Origin of the sequence: Herminiimonas contaminans, assembly GCF_015645465.1 — a bacterium.
In the GTDB taxonomy this organism is placed as follows: Bacteria; Pseudomonadota; Gammaproteobacteria; order Burkholderiales; family Burkholderiaceae_D; genus Oxalicibacterium; species Oxalicibacterium contaminans.
The window spans coordinates 66,595-82,656 of record NZ_JADOEL010000015.1 but is presented as its reverse complement, the minus strand read 5'-3'; the positions used below and the strand labels follow the sequence as shown (position 1 = coordinate 82,656).

The 16,062-nt window shown below is 52.7% G+C and carries 10 protein-coding genes; 6 read left to right on the top strand and 4 right to left on the bottom strand.

Features of this window, described 5'->3' with window-relative positions:
• The first annotated feature begins 34 nt into the window (after nucleotides 1-34).
• From IXC47_RS15840 to IXC47_RS15825, 4 genes are all read left to right on the top strand, one after another.
• Entirely contained in the window at nucleotides 35-1,324 is a 1,290-nt protein-coding gene (locus IXC47_RS15840; protein WP_230089605.1) for a TolC family protein, read from the top strand.
• The gene (locus tag IXC47_RS15835) at nucleotides 1,321-2,511 is read left to right on the top strand and encodes an efflux RND transporter periplasmic adaptor subunit (RefSeq protein WP_195876266.1); all 1,191 of its coding nucleotides are present in this window, start codon (nucleotides 1,321-1,323) and stop codon (nucleotides 2,509-2,511) included. Before IXC47_RS15840 ends, IXC47_RS15835 begins: the two co-directional genes overlap by 4 nt.
• The gene (locus tag IXC47_RS15830; protein WP_195876265.1) at nucleotides 2,511-5,741 is read left to right on the top strand and encodes a CusA/CzcA family heavy metal efflux RND transporter; all 3,231 of its coding nucleotides are present in this window, start codon (nucleotides 2,511-2,513) and stop codon (nucleotides 5,739-5,741) included. The genes IXC47_RS15835 and IXC47_RS15830 overlap by 1 nt, the downstream gene beginning before the upstream one ends.
• 145 nt (nucleotides 5,742-5,886) lie before the next feature.
• Nucleotides 5,887-6,939, top strand: a complete 1,053-nt coding sequence (locus tag IXC47_RS15825; RefSeq protein WP_195876264.1) for a DMT family transporter — start codon at nucleotides 5,887-5,889, stop codon at nucleotides 6,937-6,939.
• 246 nt (nucleotides 6,940-7,185) lie between these two features.
• On the opposite strand, the gene tnpC is transcribed toward IXC47_RS15825, so the two are convergent.
• Nucleotides 7,186-7,536 carry a Tn3 family transposase post-transcriptional regulator TnpC gene (gene tnpC, locus IXC47_RS15820; protein ID WP_195876263.1) on the bottom strand — a complete coding sequence of 117 codons (351 nt, stop codon included), beginning with the start codon at nucleotides 7,534-7,536 and terminating at the stop codon, nucleotides 7,186-7,188.
• Complete coding sequence (locus IXC47_RS15815) at nucleotides 7,533-10,559, bottom strand: Tn3 family transposase (RefSeq protein WP_195876262.1); 3,027 nt, start codon at nucleotides 10,557-10,559, stop codon at nucleotides 7,533-7,535. The genes tnpC and IXC47_RS15815 overlap by 4 nt, the downstream gene beginning before the upstream one ends.
• 440 nt (nucleotides 10,560-10,999) lie before the next feature.
• Between IXC47_RS15815 and IXC47_RS15810 the strand changes: the two genes are divergently transcribed.
• The gene (locus IXC47_RS15810) at nucleotides 11,000-11,320 is read left to right on the top strand and encodes a type 2 periplasmic-binding domain-containing protein (RefSeq protein ID WP_230089604.1); all 321 of its coding nucleotides are present in this window, start codon (nucleotides 11,000-11,002) and stop codon (nucleotides 11,318-11,320) included.
• Nucleotides 11,321-11,486: 166 nt separating this feature from the next.
• On the opposite strand, the gene IXC47_RS15805 is transcribed toward IXC47_RS15810, so the two are convergent.
• Together IXC47_RS15805 and IXC47_RS15800 are read right to left on the bottom strand one after the other, a co-directional pair.
• On the bottom strand, nucleotides 11,487-12,587 hold the full coding sequence (locus IXC47_RS15805; protein ID WP_195876260.1) for a multidrug effflux MFS transporter: 1,101 nt from the start codon (nucleotides 12,585-12,587) through the stop codon (nucleotides 11,487-11,489).
• A gap of 60 nt (nucleotides 12,588-12,647) precedes the next feature.
• Nucleotides 12,648-15,752 carry a Tn3 family transposase gene (locus tag IXC47_RS15800; RefSeq protein ID WP_195876259.1) on the bottom strand — a complete coding sequence of 1,035 codons (3,105 nt, stop codon included), beginning with the start codon at nucleotides 15,750-15,752 and terminating at the stop codon, nucleotides 12,648-12,650.
• Between the two features lie 182 nt (nucleotides 15,753-15,934).
• Here IXC47_RS15800 and IXC47_RS15795 point away from each other — a divergent pair, with 182 nt between their 5' ends.
• Nucleotides 15,935-16,057: a metal-sensing transcriptional repressor gene (locus IXC47_RS15795; protein WP_326838418.1), complete on the top strand. Its 123-nt coding sequence runs from the start codon at nucleotides 15,935-15,937 to the stop codon at nucleotides 16,055-16,057.
• The last annotated feature ends 5 nt before the right edge of the window (nucleotides 16,058-16,062 follow it).

Below are 16,062 nucleotides of genomic sequence, written 5' to 3'. Positions count from 1 at the left end.
TTCTGCATCCAGTTCAATCCTGCAGGGGCTTTTCATGCAAATAATACCTATTCGTCCGTGCGCGTTGTCGCTCGGACGTCCATCGGACTTTACCGTCCGTCGAGCTATTTTGTCTTTCATTTTCGTTTCGGTTACCGCAATTAGTCAGGCGGCCGAGACGCCATCTTTTGCGGCGCTTCTCCAGCAATCTCAGGAGAGAGCGCCACAGTTGCTGGAGCAAGCTGCCAACGTGCGCGCCGCAAATGCCGATGTCCGTCAGGCCTCTGCCTGGATTAATCCGACTCTGAACGCTACCGCTGAAAATCTCGGTGCGCCCCAGTCTGGTGGCGTTAGCCAGCGGCAAGATACGTACACCGTTACACAGGTTTTTGAAATCGGTGGCAAACGTTCGGCCCGCATTGAGGCGGCGCAGCTTAAATCTGTCGCCAGTGGTGCACGTGAACGTCAGACCCGTCTTGCATTCGCAAGCGAGTTAGCGGTGGTTTACGCTACTGCTGAGGCGATGCAACAGCGCAAAGAGGTGAGCGAGGCCGAACTAACGCGTGCTACTGCCGATTTGCGGGCAGCTCAAGCATTAGTGAAGGTTGGACGTGAAGCCGAGCTACGCCTTGCGCAAGCGCGCGCTAGCATGGCTGCTGCGCAAGCTGCGGTGCAGTCCGTGACCGCTGATGCTACAGAGGCCCTGGAGAGATTGTCAGCCTTGGTCGGCTCGGTCGAGCCTTACGGCCGCATAAGCCATCCTTTTATGAACTTAATTGCTGTACCACGTTTTCAAGAAGGCAGGTCTCTTACAGAAGCACCTGCGGTGAAAAGCGCCGTTGCCGAACAGGAGGCCATTGCTGCACAGATCAAGGTAGAGGAGAAACGTTGGGTCCCCGATCTTGGAGTAAGCATTGGTATGCGCGAGTTTGGCTGGACCAACGAAAAAGCGGCAACTGTCGGATTGACTTTGACGATCCCGCTATTCGACCGTAACAAGGCTGGTATCGATGCGGCAAAAGAACGCGCCATCAGCGCTGCAATGCGCCTCGAGGCCGTTCGGTTGGAAACAATGGCAGTGCGTCGCTCGGCTATGGTGCAGGTCCAAGCATCCGAGCGGCGCTTGGAAGCAGCCGAACAGGGCGAAGCAGCGGCCAGCGAAGCTTATCGCTTAGGCCGCATCGGCTACGACTCCGGCAAGACAGCCCTGCTTGAACTATTGGCAATACGTAGAGCCCTGTCTGAAGCACAGGCATCAACTATCGACGCTCATTTATCCCGTGTGCGCGCGCTCGCCACCCTCTCATTGGCCGAAGGCCGTAACGTATTTGGAGAAGCACCATGAAGCAACAACAACGCTTGCAGTTGGGCTGGCCGGTTGTCGTTGGTCTGACAGCCGTTACCGCGGCACTGGGATTTGCCACTGCCAATTGGCTGGCCAAGCACGATGCGCCGACTGTGGTGCAAAGTAATGTGCAGACCGCGTCTGCACCTGTTGCCCCACCAGCTATCAGTGATAGTGGCGATGAGGTCAAAATACCTGCCGAATATCTCTCCGTTTCCAAGATTGCCGTTGAAGTGATCGGAAGTGGAGGCTTGGAAGCAGAAATTCTTACTGCTGGCACTGTAGTAGCAGCACCAAATAGTGAGGCCGTGATCATGGCGCGCGCTTCTGGCAATGTGACGCGGGTTAGTCGCCAGTTAGGCGACACCGTGCGTGCTGGCGAAACTTTGGCTCAGGTCAGCTCTCTCGAAGCGGCGGCCATGAACGCTGATCGTAACGTAGCGGTTGCCAAGGTCGATCTGGCTCGCAAGAGCTATGCACGCGAATATAGTTTGTTCGAACAAGGTGTGACGCCGCGCCAAGAGATGGAGGCCGCACAATCGGCTCTGACTGTTGCAGAGAGCGAGGCGCTTCGCGCGACTTCTGTGGCTAAAGCGGCTCAAGTTGCCGCTGACGGCAAGTCGGTGGCGGTAGTCAGTCCCATTCATGGAAAAATCACCACGCAGACAGTGACGTTAGGCAGCTTCGTCCAGCCCCAGATGGAATTATTCCGCGTTTCTGGAAATGGAAAAGTACTGATAGAGGCTTCACTACCTGCTGCAGATGTCACTCGTGTCGCACCTGGTGACAAGGCCACAATTCTCGCCGCCAACGGTTCTTCTGTTGACGCTACAGTGCGCTCGGTCACTCCGACAGTCAGTAGTAGCACGCGCACCGCGATTGTCGTTCTAACGCCTTCATCGTTGACACCTGAACTAATCGTTGGTGAAGGTGTGCAAGCGCGTCTTCATGTAAAGAACGGTGCTTCTGGCTTGGTGGTGGCGGAGGATGCTGTGCAAAGCGTTGACGGACATGACGTACTGTTCGTGCGCACGAAGGACGGCTTCCGCGTGCAGCGAGTTCTTGTTGGCACACGGAGTGGCGGTGTGGCACAGATTATTTCTGGCATTAGCGCCGGCGAAATGGTCGCCACTCGCAATGCTTTCCTAGTGAAGGCCGACATGATCAAGAGTGCTAAGGAAGAATAATGATGGAATCTCTAATTACCGGTTCGGTTCGGTCTCGTTGGCTGGTTCTATTTATCACTCTGGTTGTCGCATTGGCTGGCGTTTGGCAACTAAATTTATTGCCGATTGACGTTACGCCGGACATTACGAATAAACAGGTACAGATCAACACACTAGTCCCAAGTCTGACTCCGGTCGAAATCGAAAAGCGTGTGACTTTCCCTATTGAGACGGCACTGGCGGGACTAGACGGAGTCGAAAACGTGCGTTCCATCTCGCGCAACGGCTTTAGCCAAGTCACCGCGATATTCAAGGGGAGCGCAGACTTATACTTTATGCGCCAGCAGGTGACAGAGCGATTGATAAGAGCACGGCAGGATCTGCCTGAAGGTGCCACGCCACAAATGGGACCTGTTTCCACCGGCTTAGGCGAAGTGTTCCATTACAGCGTTGAGTATACCCATCCAGAAGGAAAAGGAGCACCGATCAAAGATGGTAAGCCTGGCTGGCAGTCCGACGGGAGCTTTCTTACTGAACAGGGAGAACGTCTGCGCGATAACGTAGCCAAACAAGCCTATCTGCGCACTGTACAGGACTGGATCGTGCGGCCGCAATTACGCACTACGCCAGGAGTCGCAGATGTGGACTCACTGGGCGGCTATGTCAAGCAATACGTCGTTGAAGTCGATCCTGCCAAGATGGCTGCTTATGGTATTTCATTTACCGAGCTAGGTGCTGCACTAGAAGATGCCAACGTTTCGGTTGGTGCCAATTATATTCGCAGGTCCGGCGAATCATATTTGGTGCGTGCAGATGGGCGTGTGCGGACTCAAGACGAGTTGACTCGAACGGTGGTGACATCTCGCAATGGAGTGCCTGTCACGGTTGGGCAAATTGCTAAAGTCAACATTGGTGGCGAATTGCGTACAGGCGTGGCCAGCCGTGATGGCTATGAAACAGTGGTTGGTAGCGCTCTGATGCTGGTTGGCGCAAACAGCCGTACTGTGGCCGCTGCAGTTGGTGACAAGCTCCAGGACGTGGGAAGAACTCTTCCGGTTGGAATTGTCGTGGTGCCGACATTGGATCGCTCGCAACTGGTGGGAGCTACCATAAATACCGTGGCAAAAAACCTGACTGAAGGTGCGCTATTGGTAATCGTCGTTCTGTTCGTGTTGCTAGGGAATTGGCGTGCCGCGTTGATTGCGGCGCTTGTGATTCCACTGTCGTTGTTGATGAGTGCTATCGGTATGAACTCGTTGCATATTTCCGGCAACCTGATGAGTTTGGGAGCGTTAGATTTTGGTTTGATCATCGACGGTGCTGTCATCATCGTCGAAAATTCGCTACGGCGGCTAGCGGAGCGGCAGCACCGAGAAGGCCGTACCTTAGTACTGAAAGAACGTCTTGAAGAAGTGGTCGAGTCGTCGCGTGAAATGCTGCGTCCCACCATATACGGTCAGTTAGTGATATTTCTCGTGTTCTTGCCATGCCTAACGTTCCAGGGTGTGGAAGGTAAGATGTTTTCGCCGATGGTCATAACGTTGATGTTAGCTTTAGCTTCTGCCTTCGTTTTGTCGCTTACGTTCGTGCCAGCTTTGATCGCGGTATTGATGAGTGGACCAGTCTCAGAGAAGGAAGTCAAAATCATCGTCGCAACCAAGTCACGCTACGAGCCTTGGTTGCGACGAGCAGTTGCTAGTCCATTGCCGTTTATCAGTGCAGGGCTAGGCGTGCTGGTGCTCGCAGGTATCGCGTTTACCTTCGTGGGGCGCGAATTTATGCCGACGCTCGACGAACAGAATCTGAATCTGTCTTCGGTACGTATCCCATCGACCAGCATTGATCAATCACTAGCTCTGGATATACAGATCGAACTTGCTTTGCTGGAGCTGCCGGAAATTAAAACGGTTTATTCCAAGGGCGGCACTGCCAGTTTGGCGGCAGACCCGATGCCACCCAACGCCTCGGATAACTACATTATCCTTAAGCCGAAGAGTGAATGGCCTGAAGGTGTTACCACCAAAGATCAGGTAATTGAGCGAGTCCGCGAAAAGACCTCATCCATTGTCGGTAACAATTACGACGTTACCCAGCCAATCGAAATGCGCTTCAACGAATTGATTGGAGGGGTACGCAGTGATGTCGCGGTCAAAATATACGGTGAAGACTTGGAACAACTGACCCAGAGTGCCAAGCAGGTCGCGAATGTTTTGCGTAAAATTCCAGGCGCTGCTGATGTACGCGTAGCACAAACAGAGGGCTTCCCGACCTTCGATTTAGTGTTTGACCGTGCTGCTATCGCTCGCTATGGACTGACGGTCAAAGAAGTGGCCGACACGGTGTCAACGGCGCTGGCAGGGCGATCAGTTGGGCAGATCTTCGAAGGTGATCGTCGTTTCGACATTGTCGTGCGTCTTCCCAATACCCTTCGTGATAACTTGGACGAACTTGGTGCGTTACCTGTGATGTTGCCAGTGGGTAGGGACGAACAGCAGCGTGCCTCGGTACCGTTACGTCAATTGGTGCAGTTTCGCGCTACGCAAGGCTTGAACGAAGTTAGTCGGGATAACGGTAGACGCCGTATCTATGTCGAAGCCAACGTGGTCGGACGCGACATGGGTAGTTACGTTGACGACGCGCAAGCTAGTTTAGACAAGGAAATCAAACTGACACCAGGTTCATGGATGGAGTGGGGAGGGCAGTTCCAGAACTTACGTGCAGCTACCGAGCGCTTGGTCATTATTGTCCCAGTATGTCTGGTGCTAATATCAGCAGCACTTTACATGGCGATCGGGAATGCGATGCTGACTGCTACTGTGCTGACAGCGATTCCATTAGCTCTTGCCGGCGGTGTGTTCGCTCTAGTGCTGCGCGGCATTCCATTTTCTATCTCTGCAGCAGTAGGCTTCATTGCTGTCTCGGGCGTGGCTGTGTTGAATGGTCTGGTTCTAATCTCTGCCATCAACAAGCGCTTAGCTGATGGCGTCGAGGCGGCAACTGCCGTGATTGACGGCGCAATGGAACGTCTACGTCCTGTTCTGATGACTGCGTTGGTGGCCTCGTTGGGATTCGTGCCAATGGCGATTGCCACTGGCACCGGTGCTGAAGTGCAAAAACCGCTAGCGACTGTGGTTATTGGCGGTCTGATTACCTCCACTATTTTGACATTGTTCGTTTTGCCCGCCATTACAGGGCTGATACTGCGTCGGCGTCACTTCAATGATAGCGCGAAATTAGAAACACGAATCTAATCACTATCGTGTTGTTTATTAAACTGGTGCTAGCTGATCGCTAGCACCAGTTATCTCAAGTTTTGAAGTAATTGCCTGATATTGCTATCAGTAACCATCCGTGATGAAATAAGGTTGCGGAATAGGTAATAAGGTGGAGAACAAAATGCACAGAGGGGTTGTTTACGCGCTGTTGGCAGCCACATTGTTTGGTGCTAGCACTCCTTTTTCCAAAATACTGGTCGGACAAATGGCGCCAGTCATGCTTGCGGGATTGCTTTATCTCGGAAGCGGACTTGGTTTACTCGCTTGGTACTCCTTGCGCTTCCTGATATCAGGAGGGAAAAAGACTTCCGGGGATCGTCTTACTAAGTCTGATTTACCTTGGCTGGGTGGAGCAATTTTGACTGGTGGTATTGCTGGTCCAGTGCTTTTGATGATTGGTCTAACACTCACTCCTGCATCGTCTGCATCGTTATTGCTTAATATTGAGGGTGTGCTAACAGCCTTGCTGGCATGGTTTGTCTTCAAAGAAAACTTTGACCGTCGTATTTTTGCAGGCATGATTTTGATCGTAATGGCAGGCGTATTGCTGTCTTTGGGGGGCGACTCAAAACTGGAAGTTCCTTGGGGTGCGCTTGCTATTGTTGCTGCATGTTTGTGCTGGGCTATCGACAATAATTTAACCAGAAAAGTCTCGGCGAGTGATGCGGTTCAAATCGCTGGGATTAAAGGCTTGGTGGCTGGTTCGGTCAACTTATCGATTGCACTGGCGTTAGGCTATTCAATACCTGATACTCCCACCATCTTCAGTGCTAGCGTTATAGGTTTTTGTGGTTACGGTCTAAGTCTTGTGATGTTTGTGCTTGCGCTTCGACACCTTGGCACAGCTCGAACGGGGGCATATTTTTCTGCCGCGCCGTTTGTTGGGGCTGTTGTATCGCTACTAATTTTAGGTGAAACACCGAATACCGTATTTTGGATTGCCGCAGCATTGATGGGGGCGGGCATTTGGCTACACGTTACGGAAACACATGGCCATGAACATACCCATTTGCCTTTATCTCACGCACATGCACATCGCCACGATGCGCATCATCAACATGAACATGATTTCCCATGGGACGGAAAAGAGCCCCATGTTCACCCGCATGAACACGAAACGTTAACTCATAGTCATGAGCATTTTCCTGACATCAATCACAGGCATAAGCACTAGGTTAACAGGCTTATGTTGAATTGCAGCATCGGAATATTGATAGCGATACCATGGTTACGCTGTATGCTTTGTATGCCTTAATTACATAAGGGGAGACAGAGTGAAAAAAATTATTATCGTAATGGGGGGCATGCCGGGATAAAGCCAGTAATGACACATAAGCGTGAAAGTCATAAAGATGACGTTTTATATGCCTTAAACGCATAAGCTGCGATTTCGATTCCTGCCGTTCAGCCTGACCTTGGATCAGCTTCGAACGGCCAGTTGCTCCAACGGCTCGATTTGCTTTATCCAGCCCTGCAATCTTGAAATCATTTCTTCTGCTTCTTCAATGAATTCACCGGCCAACTCGGGCAAGGTTTCCGCTTCCGTCGATACGGTAAGTCCCGCACCGTTGATGACGGAATGTGCCATCCCATGCAATCGCAGCAGCATGTGACGTAGACCATCACGATCTCCGTCCGTCGAAAGTAACTCTGCGAGGTCCTCTACTATCCGTAGCAATACACTCGTGTCGTAGTTGTTCTGCACTTCCAACAGCGCAGTTTCATCGAGCCTACCGTAGGCGGTCATCACAGTATTACGGCTTTCGTTCATACCGAGTCTCCAGAGACTTCGTTACGTTTGATCTCTGCGGCGGCCTTCGCGCGTTTTGCCGCGTCTCGAAACAGCGACTCTTTTAGCCAAGCCTCGGGCGGCCGTTTCAGATCCAGGTGGAATTTACCAAACCGGTTGACGCCATAAGTGCCATACGGGCTCATGTACTCTGCGTCCGTTGCGGTTACCTGCTCTCCAGCGGCATACATTTCTTGCATAATGCGCATCATATCCACCGTGTTCTGAAGGATGACGGCCGACGCTACCAGATCGATATATCGGAGTCGCTTTTGCTGCTCGTTCGGCTCATTTTCCGCGATAACATCGCCCCCGAAATCCAGCCATTTTGTGAACGCATGGTACGACTCGATCTTGTTGGTGGTGGCGGTGACTTCCTGCCGCATTTCCTTGGAAGAGATCCAGCGCAGCAAATAAATCGTCCGTAATACCCGACCGAGTTCACGGGAAGCCTCAAAAAGCTTGTTGTGCCGCCCTTCATGACTCAATTTGCGCAGCAACATCGGTGATGCGATGCGCCCCATTTGGATCGAAATGGCTACTTGCATCAAATCTTTCCAATGATCGCGGACGATCTTCCAGTTGATCACATCGGTAAACAAACGATCGATGTGGCGGTAGCGCGTGCCCTTCTCCGAGCGATAAAATTTAAGGTCTTTCCAATTGCGGATGCGCGGCATCAGTTGGATGCCGGTCAAATAAGTGAACGCATATACCGTTTCCGACTGACCGTGGGTGTCGGAATAGACGGTGTCCGCTTGCACGCTTAACCCGGCTTTCAGCAAGCCTTCGATGACATAGATGGCTTCGTGCGTGCCGGGTGGCACAAAGTTGCGGAAGTTGGCGATGTAGTTGTCGGCGACATGCCGATATGCCACGGCCCCCATTTTTCGGTACCGGAAATGCATCCCAACCAACATATTTTGCTCATAAAATTCATATTGCGTGCCATCGGCCGCAACTTTCTTTCCATCGCCCCAGAGCTTAGGCAATTCTAGACGTAGGTATAACTCCGTCAGATCGCGGCAGGCATTGTCTAGCTGCTCAAGACTCATATGGCGCTGGTTGGTGTACGACAGTTGATGCGACGTTACGCCATTCGATAAATGGCGCGCGGCCTGGTTCGGGCCCAAGTTGCATCCCATGGTAAAGACTGTCAGTAAGTAGCGCTCGCGCGCGTTGCGCAGCTTGGGTTCATCGCCGGACAATGGACCAAAATTGCGTGTGAAACCGGTCCAATGTTCAATGTTCGCCAAAATATCCAACAAGTTGCGGGGCACACTGCGGTTCTCGATAGCGGCATGTAAGGTGATCGCAGATGCCGGCACTTCCCGTGCCGTGGTTTTACGCAAGGTAGGCTCCCCGTTAGCGCCTACTGTGACGTCGCCCGCATGCTGCGGAAATTCTTCATCGAGTTTGCCGGCAGTGTCGTCCAACTGCTTTCTAAGGGCATCAACGAAATCCTCTGCATTGTCGGCAATTCCAATGCGGTCGCAATAATCTGGAAGGAGCGCCTGGCACTCTTCCCAGCTCATCAAGAGCTTGCGGTAGTCAGCAAAGGTGCCGGAACCGTCGATGCATACGTCTCCCGAACGGAGATCACTACTTAAGTGACTGAAGACGCACACTTCAAGGTAGCGACGGTTCGTAGGGTGTCCCAAGCCGTGCGAGCGGCGCACGAGCTTGCGCCAACGTTCGGAGGCAAAGGAAAGATCGACTTCGTCTACGACCCATTCCGTCTTTTTGTGTTCATTCTGCAGGACGACGTCGAGCGCCTGTAACAGACGGCGATCTTCCGTTGCTGCGTGAAACTGGAGCACCTTTGCCATACGGAACATCGGGGCGCGCCAACTGCTATACGGCTTCCATAACAAGGGTAGATGGTTACCCGTGCTCCATACACGAATGGCTTCGCAATCCGCCTTCAACTTCTCAAGGCTGCCGTGCGGCGCGAGTAGCTCGCGCACGCGCTGGCCAGTGGCCGCATCATCCAGGCCTTCGGAAAGGATTTCAAGCACGTGTTCGAGGGTCGCAATCAATTCTTCGCTCAGCTTGCGTTGGCGCGCCTGCAGCACCAGGAGTTCTTCGCGCGCACTCTTGTGTGCCGTTCCAATGCGGCGGATGAACATTTCCGCGATGTCGTCGCGCGCGCTGACCCGCATCTGCCGTATCAGCGCCAGAATCAAGGTATGGCGTTTGGCTGAGGTCAGATCTTTCATCTCGCCGGCGTCCAAGACGCTGGCCATGTCAGCCATGTGCTTCAATTTGGTTGTCGGCACGTCCGCCAGCAGGGTGTCGCTATCTGGCAATGATTCGAGCCAGTTGAGCTGGTCGAGTACGAGATCGAGGTGTTTGCGCGACGCTTTTTTCGCCGAGCGTTTGATCTGGTTATACAGCGTCCTACGCGCCGGAAGATCGGCCTCCAAAAGCTTGTCCAGCCAGTTGCGCTGATCGGCGCTAAGCCGGTGCGAAATCCGTTCGTGCAGTTCAGTTTCAGCTAAAAAATGCGCGTGTTCCGCGATCTCGTCCAGCGTGCGAAATACCGGCAGCTCGTAACCAAGCCGCACCAATTCCTGGATCGTGATGTTGATGATATCTGTGCGTGTGTCGACCATGCGGGCTGCTTCATGGGCAAGGCGGATGGTCAGCTTGCGGGTCTGGGCATCGGTGTACGGCTTGACACCCAGGAGCGCGCGGATCGCCTTGTGGTGGCGATACAGCGCGGTATGGCTGGCGGGATAGGTGATCTTTTGTTTGGGCGGCATGGCCAGCGTCGCTGCCACGTGCTCGACTACCTCGGAGGGGATGGATTCCAAAGCTGGAAAATGACGCAGAAACTGGAAGCATTTGAGCAGTACCAGCAGAGCCAGCCGCCGATCAGGGCTGCGCGAAAAGCTTTGCGCCCACTCGGCTTCTTCCGGGCGTGGCGAAAACAGGACTTGCAGATCCTTGAGTGTCAGCGTTCTCGGAAAGCGAGGGTATGCGGTTCGTTCAACACTTGCCATAGCGTGGCTCCGAAAAGGTCAATAGAGGCATGAGAATTAAACGCCGAGACCAATTCGCTTGCCGCCGTTAGTGTATTGCAGTGCTGCCGATTTGTTAACCCTCCTAAAGGGGCGCCGGTAGATTGGGTTGGTGATTGCCGCCATCGCTGCAGTGGGACTTGCCTTTAACTTGCCGCTGGTGGCAATGAAGCTGATGGTGATCTTGTTGTCGCTCGGTTACGTGACGGTCGCGGTAGCGCCTTTGATGTCCACCACTTTGCCAAGATCCAGGATGTACAGCGCGATACTGTCTGGCGTGGCCACCAGTTCGTAGTTGATGTCGCTTACTTCCGTCACTGCGCCGCCATGCATCGGCTTGAGTTCGTGTGCAAGTGAGGCGCTTTTCTTGTCGTGGTCATGCTGCAACGGCCGTAACGTGCTCTGCTCGACTAGGAGGAAGTTTGGGGCACAACTGGATCGGGGCCACCGAGTCTGGCGATGACGATGCAATCGGCTACTTTGGTTATGCGTACTACGTGGAGAACAGCAAAAAGCTAAATGCTGTAGCGATATCGGAAAGAGCCGGTGCACCCGCGGTATCTCCGTCATCCAAGTCTGTTCTGAATGCTAGTTACAAACCGCTGTCGCGGCCGCTGTTCATTTATGTGAGCGCTAAGGCGGTGGTCAAGCCAGAAGTCAAAGAATTCGTCGAGTTTTATTTGAAGAATGGCGAAAAGATGGTCAAGGAAGCCAAGTACATTCCGCTAAACCGCTCAGGATGAAACGAAGGACGAGCTGGAGTAACACAGACAGCGACCGATTTTTTGGCAACCCAGAGCGGTCATCACGTTTTTCGAAAGCAGCCGTCCATTAATTGCCGGATCCCCGAAAACAACGATTCATCGTTTGATTCTTTTTTACCCTTCAGGTGTGTTTCAGCGCCTCATTTCATTCGCGCTGTGTATAAGCAGCCCAGGCTAAATATCCAAGCGCCAGGAAAGACAGCACTGCCAGCCCCATTTTTAAGCCCGAGTCTGCCACCCGTGGCGCAACCACTCCAGAGACAAATGTCATCACCATGGTTTGGACAAAGCCCTGCATGGAAGCCGCCATCCCGCGCGTTGAAGGGAACAGGTCGAGGGTCAGCAGAGTAAGGCTAGGCGTCGCGAATGACATTCCGATGGTATAGAGCATGATGGGTAGAATTACCCAAGGCACAACCGGCGGCAAGAATGCGTTGTAAGCCAGGTTTAATGCAGTCGCCACACCCATCGTCAGGTAGCCGTAGCCGATGGTGGTGGCCGGCGCAAATCGATTGGCCACTTTTCCTGACAGGTATGCGCCAAAGATGATGCCGGCCGTAGCCGGAATGAACAGCCAGCCGAATTCCGCCTTGTTCAGCCCAAGGTACTGAATAACAAAAATGGGCGCCGAAGAGACATACAGAAAAAAACCAATGAAGTTGCAGCTTAACGCCAGCGACAGCAGCCAGAACGGTTTGCTTTTCAAGACAGCGCTGTAGCTGCGCGCGAGCGCCGCTGGTTTCATCGACGTGCGCTGCTGTCGTAGCAAGGTCTCTGGAAGGGAGAAATAACTGGCCACCAGTTGCAGCCCACTGAAGAGGGCCATGAAGATGAATACGGACTGCCAGGGAAACCAGTTCTGGAGCCATCCGCCGAAAACCGGCGCAATGGCAGGCGCCAGGCCAAAAATCATGGTCACCTGCGCCAGCAATTTCTGCGCGGCAGGACCTTCCAGCCGGTCGCGGATGACAACCCGGCCTACGACGCTGCCGGCACCGACAGACAGCCCCTGCAGCGTGCGGCATAACAGCAACAGGCTTAGCGAGTTGGCCAATGCGCCGCCAATGGACGCCACCAGATAAACGACTAAGCCACCCAGGATGACGGGACGGCGGCCCAACGCATCAGACAGCGGTCCATGCAGTAGCATCATGACCCCAAAGGCTGCCAGGTAAGCGCTGAGCGTCTGTTGCAGTTCAACTTGCGTGGCCCCAAGGCTGACCATCAGCATCGGAAAAAACGGCATGTAGGTGGCTATTTATACCCATCCCCTCGAAAAGGTAAAAGTTCTTTAAGGCCTGTAATTTCACGCTAACGAACCGTCTTCGCCTTCTTCAAATGCTTTGTTCCAGTACCCCGGCTCGGCATAGCGTGCCGCCAGCGCATCGATGTCGACCTGCGGTGCCTCGGCTGTAAATTCGAACTTGCCGATCAAGTTCACATGTCGCCACGCGACTGGCGACACACCGGCTAGCGTCGCCACAGCCTCTTCATCTCCTGCCGCACGCTTTTGTTCATATACCTTCGATAGCAACGCGGTGTTGTAATAAATGATTGCATTGGCGATTAGTCGCGAGCATTCATTCCAAATATTTTGCTCGGCTTCCGTCTTGACGCGAAATTTCCCATTGTTCATATATGCCACCGATTTGCGGAACCGGTGATAGGCCTCTCCCCGGTTTAGGGCCTTTTGAACGCTTTGCCGAAGGCTTACGTCGTCGATAAAATCCAGGATGTAGAGCGTTCTGCAGATATTGTCTAGCTCCCAAAGTGCTTTCTTGGTCTGGTTTTGGCGCGTGTAACTGCTCAGCTTTCGGATGATGGTAGCTTGCGTAACGTCCTTCTGTGCAAGCGATGCCATAATACGCTGCACATTAGGCCATTCAGCGATGATTAGGTCCTCCAAAATCTTTCTGGACGGCTTGATTAGCAGTTCGCCATACTCACTCGGATTTTGGAAGCCAACCAATTTTTCCATTTTCTTATGTAGATCGCGGTACCGTGGTGCAAACTGATAACCGAATACATGCAAGGTCCAGAAATTGACCTGATTGGTGCCGTGGGTATCCGTGGAATGCCGATCCGGCTTGATATCGGACGTGTTGTTATATAACAGGTCAAAGACGTAGTGGCTTTCATGCTCATGCGTGCCAATGATCTTGGCATTGATCGGTACGTGGTTGGCGACTAATGTGTAGGCGCTGACACCTTTTTGAAGTCCAAAATATTTCGGCGAATGGCGAGCATTGACCGTATCGATCTGGGTTTCAATCCGCTGACCATCGCTACTGGAGTGCACTTCGTCGCGGATTTCATACAGATGGAACGCCGGCAGCGACGCACTCGCATTGCTTATCGCATCGTTGGCGGCATGCAGTGTTTCTTGACGCAGGAAGTTCCGTGCAGTATTGAGAAGCGCTGCATAATTCATCCCCGATACCTCGGCCATTTTCCCGATCCCCATGTTAGTACCCATGGCCACGATGCAAGCCAACAGTTCACGCGGATCCGGATCGTGCTTGACGTAGCGGTCTAAGACATGGCTGAAACTCTTCAGGAACCCCGTTTGTTGATGAACGAACCATAACAGGTCGGCGATGCCAATTCCTGGTAGCTTGCCGAAGAACGGGCTATTGACCGGCTCATCCTCACTTGGATACAGTAACTGCCATCGTTTTTTTTCGCCGCGACCGATTACCTTGATGTGCTGGTTAACAGCATCCGTGATTCGCTGGTTGACGGCTTCAAATTTGGTCTCCAACTCAGCCTTCATTTTCGCCAAAGTGTCCTCGATCGGATCAAGCAGAATCTGAGCGCCGATATCCCGCAAGATATGTTCCTTTTTTTGCCAGCGCTCTTCGTTGATCAAGTCATCTTCGAAACGGCGGAATTCTACGCTGTCCTTCACATACAGATTGCCCGCCTCAAGTGCATTGCGCAGCAGACGATACAGCAGGAATTCGTAGCGGTCGACGTCGAGTACTTTGTCGCCGTCCCAATCCTGGGGGACTTCGCTGGTAATGGCATCCACTAAAAGGTAGCGGAGCAGGCTCTTGGGAATGACTTCCGTCTGGAATAACGATGGTTTGACGTGACGCGGCGATTTGCCACTACGCAATATGTCCTGCAAGACTAGAACCGCATCCAGGAGCGGCGCCTCTTCTAGCCGGCCAGCAAAGTCGAGTTCACAAAATAAGTGGCGCAGGTTGCGCTTGAATTGGTGCGACAGCGTTGTGTAGTACGCCCACTCGAATCCGATCTTGTCGAAGGCAATATTGCGCAAATAATTTGCCACGATCGGAAACTGTTCTGGCTCCAGCAGACTGAACGCCTGTTCTTTCACGGTAGAAAAAGGAGCGTTCTCGGGAATTGTAGTGTCAGTGAACAGATTGAGCACCTGGCCTGCCGCTTGCAAGTTATCTGCAGCATCCTCCATTGCCTTGTGCATTGCCTCATCGGCGGCTCGCCTAGCCAGCTTCTCGTATTGATCGACCAAATGAATGAAGGCTTCAATCAGGGTGTCATTGATCTGGCGGAAGCGATGATAAGCAAAGCACAGCAAGTACAGTCGTGTCGTCTTTTCAGACATGCGCTGTAGCTTGTAGACGGTATAGAATTTCACCAAGGAAGCATAATATTTTCCGCTTTCAGCGGACAGCCCCGCAGTGGCTAGGAAGATACGAGCCGTTTCATAAAGTGGTTGAAAGAAGCGACGCCGTTCGACTTCCAGACGAAGTTCTTTATAGCTAAAATCCTTGGCTTCGCGCTTCAAGCTGCTAATTCGGTACATGTTCTCGTCGGCATCGAGTAACGCGTCAAGTTGTTCTCGAGTCGTAGATGTCAATGCCGCGTCCAACAGGCCTGTTATGCGATTGCGTTCGGTTGTGACTGCACGTCCAACCATGTCCTGCAAAAACGTATAACCTGGGACGACGATGCGTTGACTTTCCAGGTACTGCAGCACTTCGCGCAGAATGAAAATCGGTTGTGTCGATAGCATCGCGAAGCGTTGCGCTTTCTGTTCCAGCTCCTCCTTCGCTGACTGGTCTGCTGGTCGATAGTCGAAAAGACGCAGAATGATTTTTTGCTGTTCCAGTCGCGTCGGCTTAGACAGCTCCCTTAGAGGGCCGGTGCTTTTTCCAGGAAAATAACGCGTGCTAACATAAATGACATCATCGGCGACCACTTCTGGGTGATATACGAAAAAACGTCGCTTGGCCTTGAAATAGCCCATCTGAAGCGCTAGGTGTAAAGCGGCCGAAGTCGTATGGATGCGCTCGATAACATCGCGTTCGGCGCTGCTGAAGTCGAAGTAAAGACGACGGTCGTCATCGTTGAATTTCGGCAGATCGTAAAGAGATGCAATCTCTTCGGACGAAAGTATCGTTAGGCGGCGGGTATCGGTAGCCATGCGGGATTGGTTTCTAATAAAAGTATGAATCTAGCAGTTTGACTTCTTTTAATAGTCATTTACTCATATCCTTCGCTTCCTCAATGCTCCTCTGAAGTTGTGCCCGAACCGTGGTGTTCGATCAAATTTTAAGGGCATATTGCGAAATATGCTATCCTCACCTCCAGCATAGGATATAGAAAATGAGCACACACACTTCTCACCCGGACATCATCAAGCGCCTCAAGCGGGCCGAAGGCCATCTCAAGGGCATCATTACGATGCTGGAAACCGAACGAAGCTGCCTGGAAATCGCCCAGTGTTAGCGCCG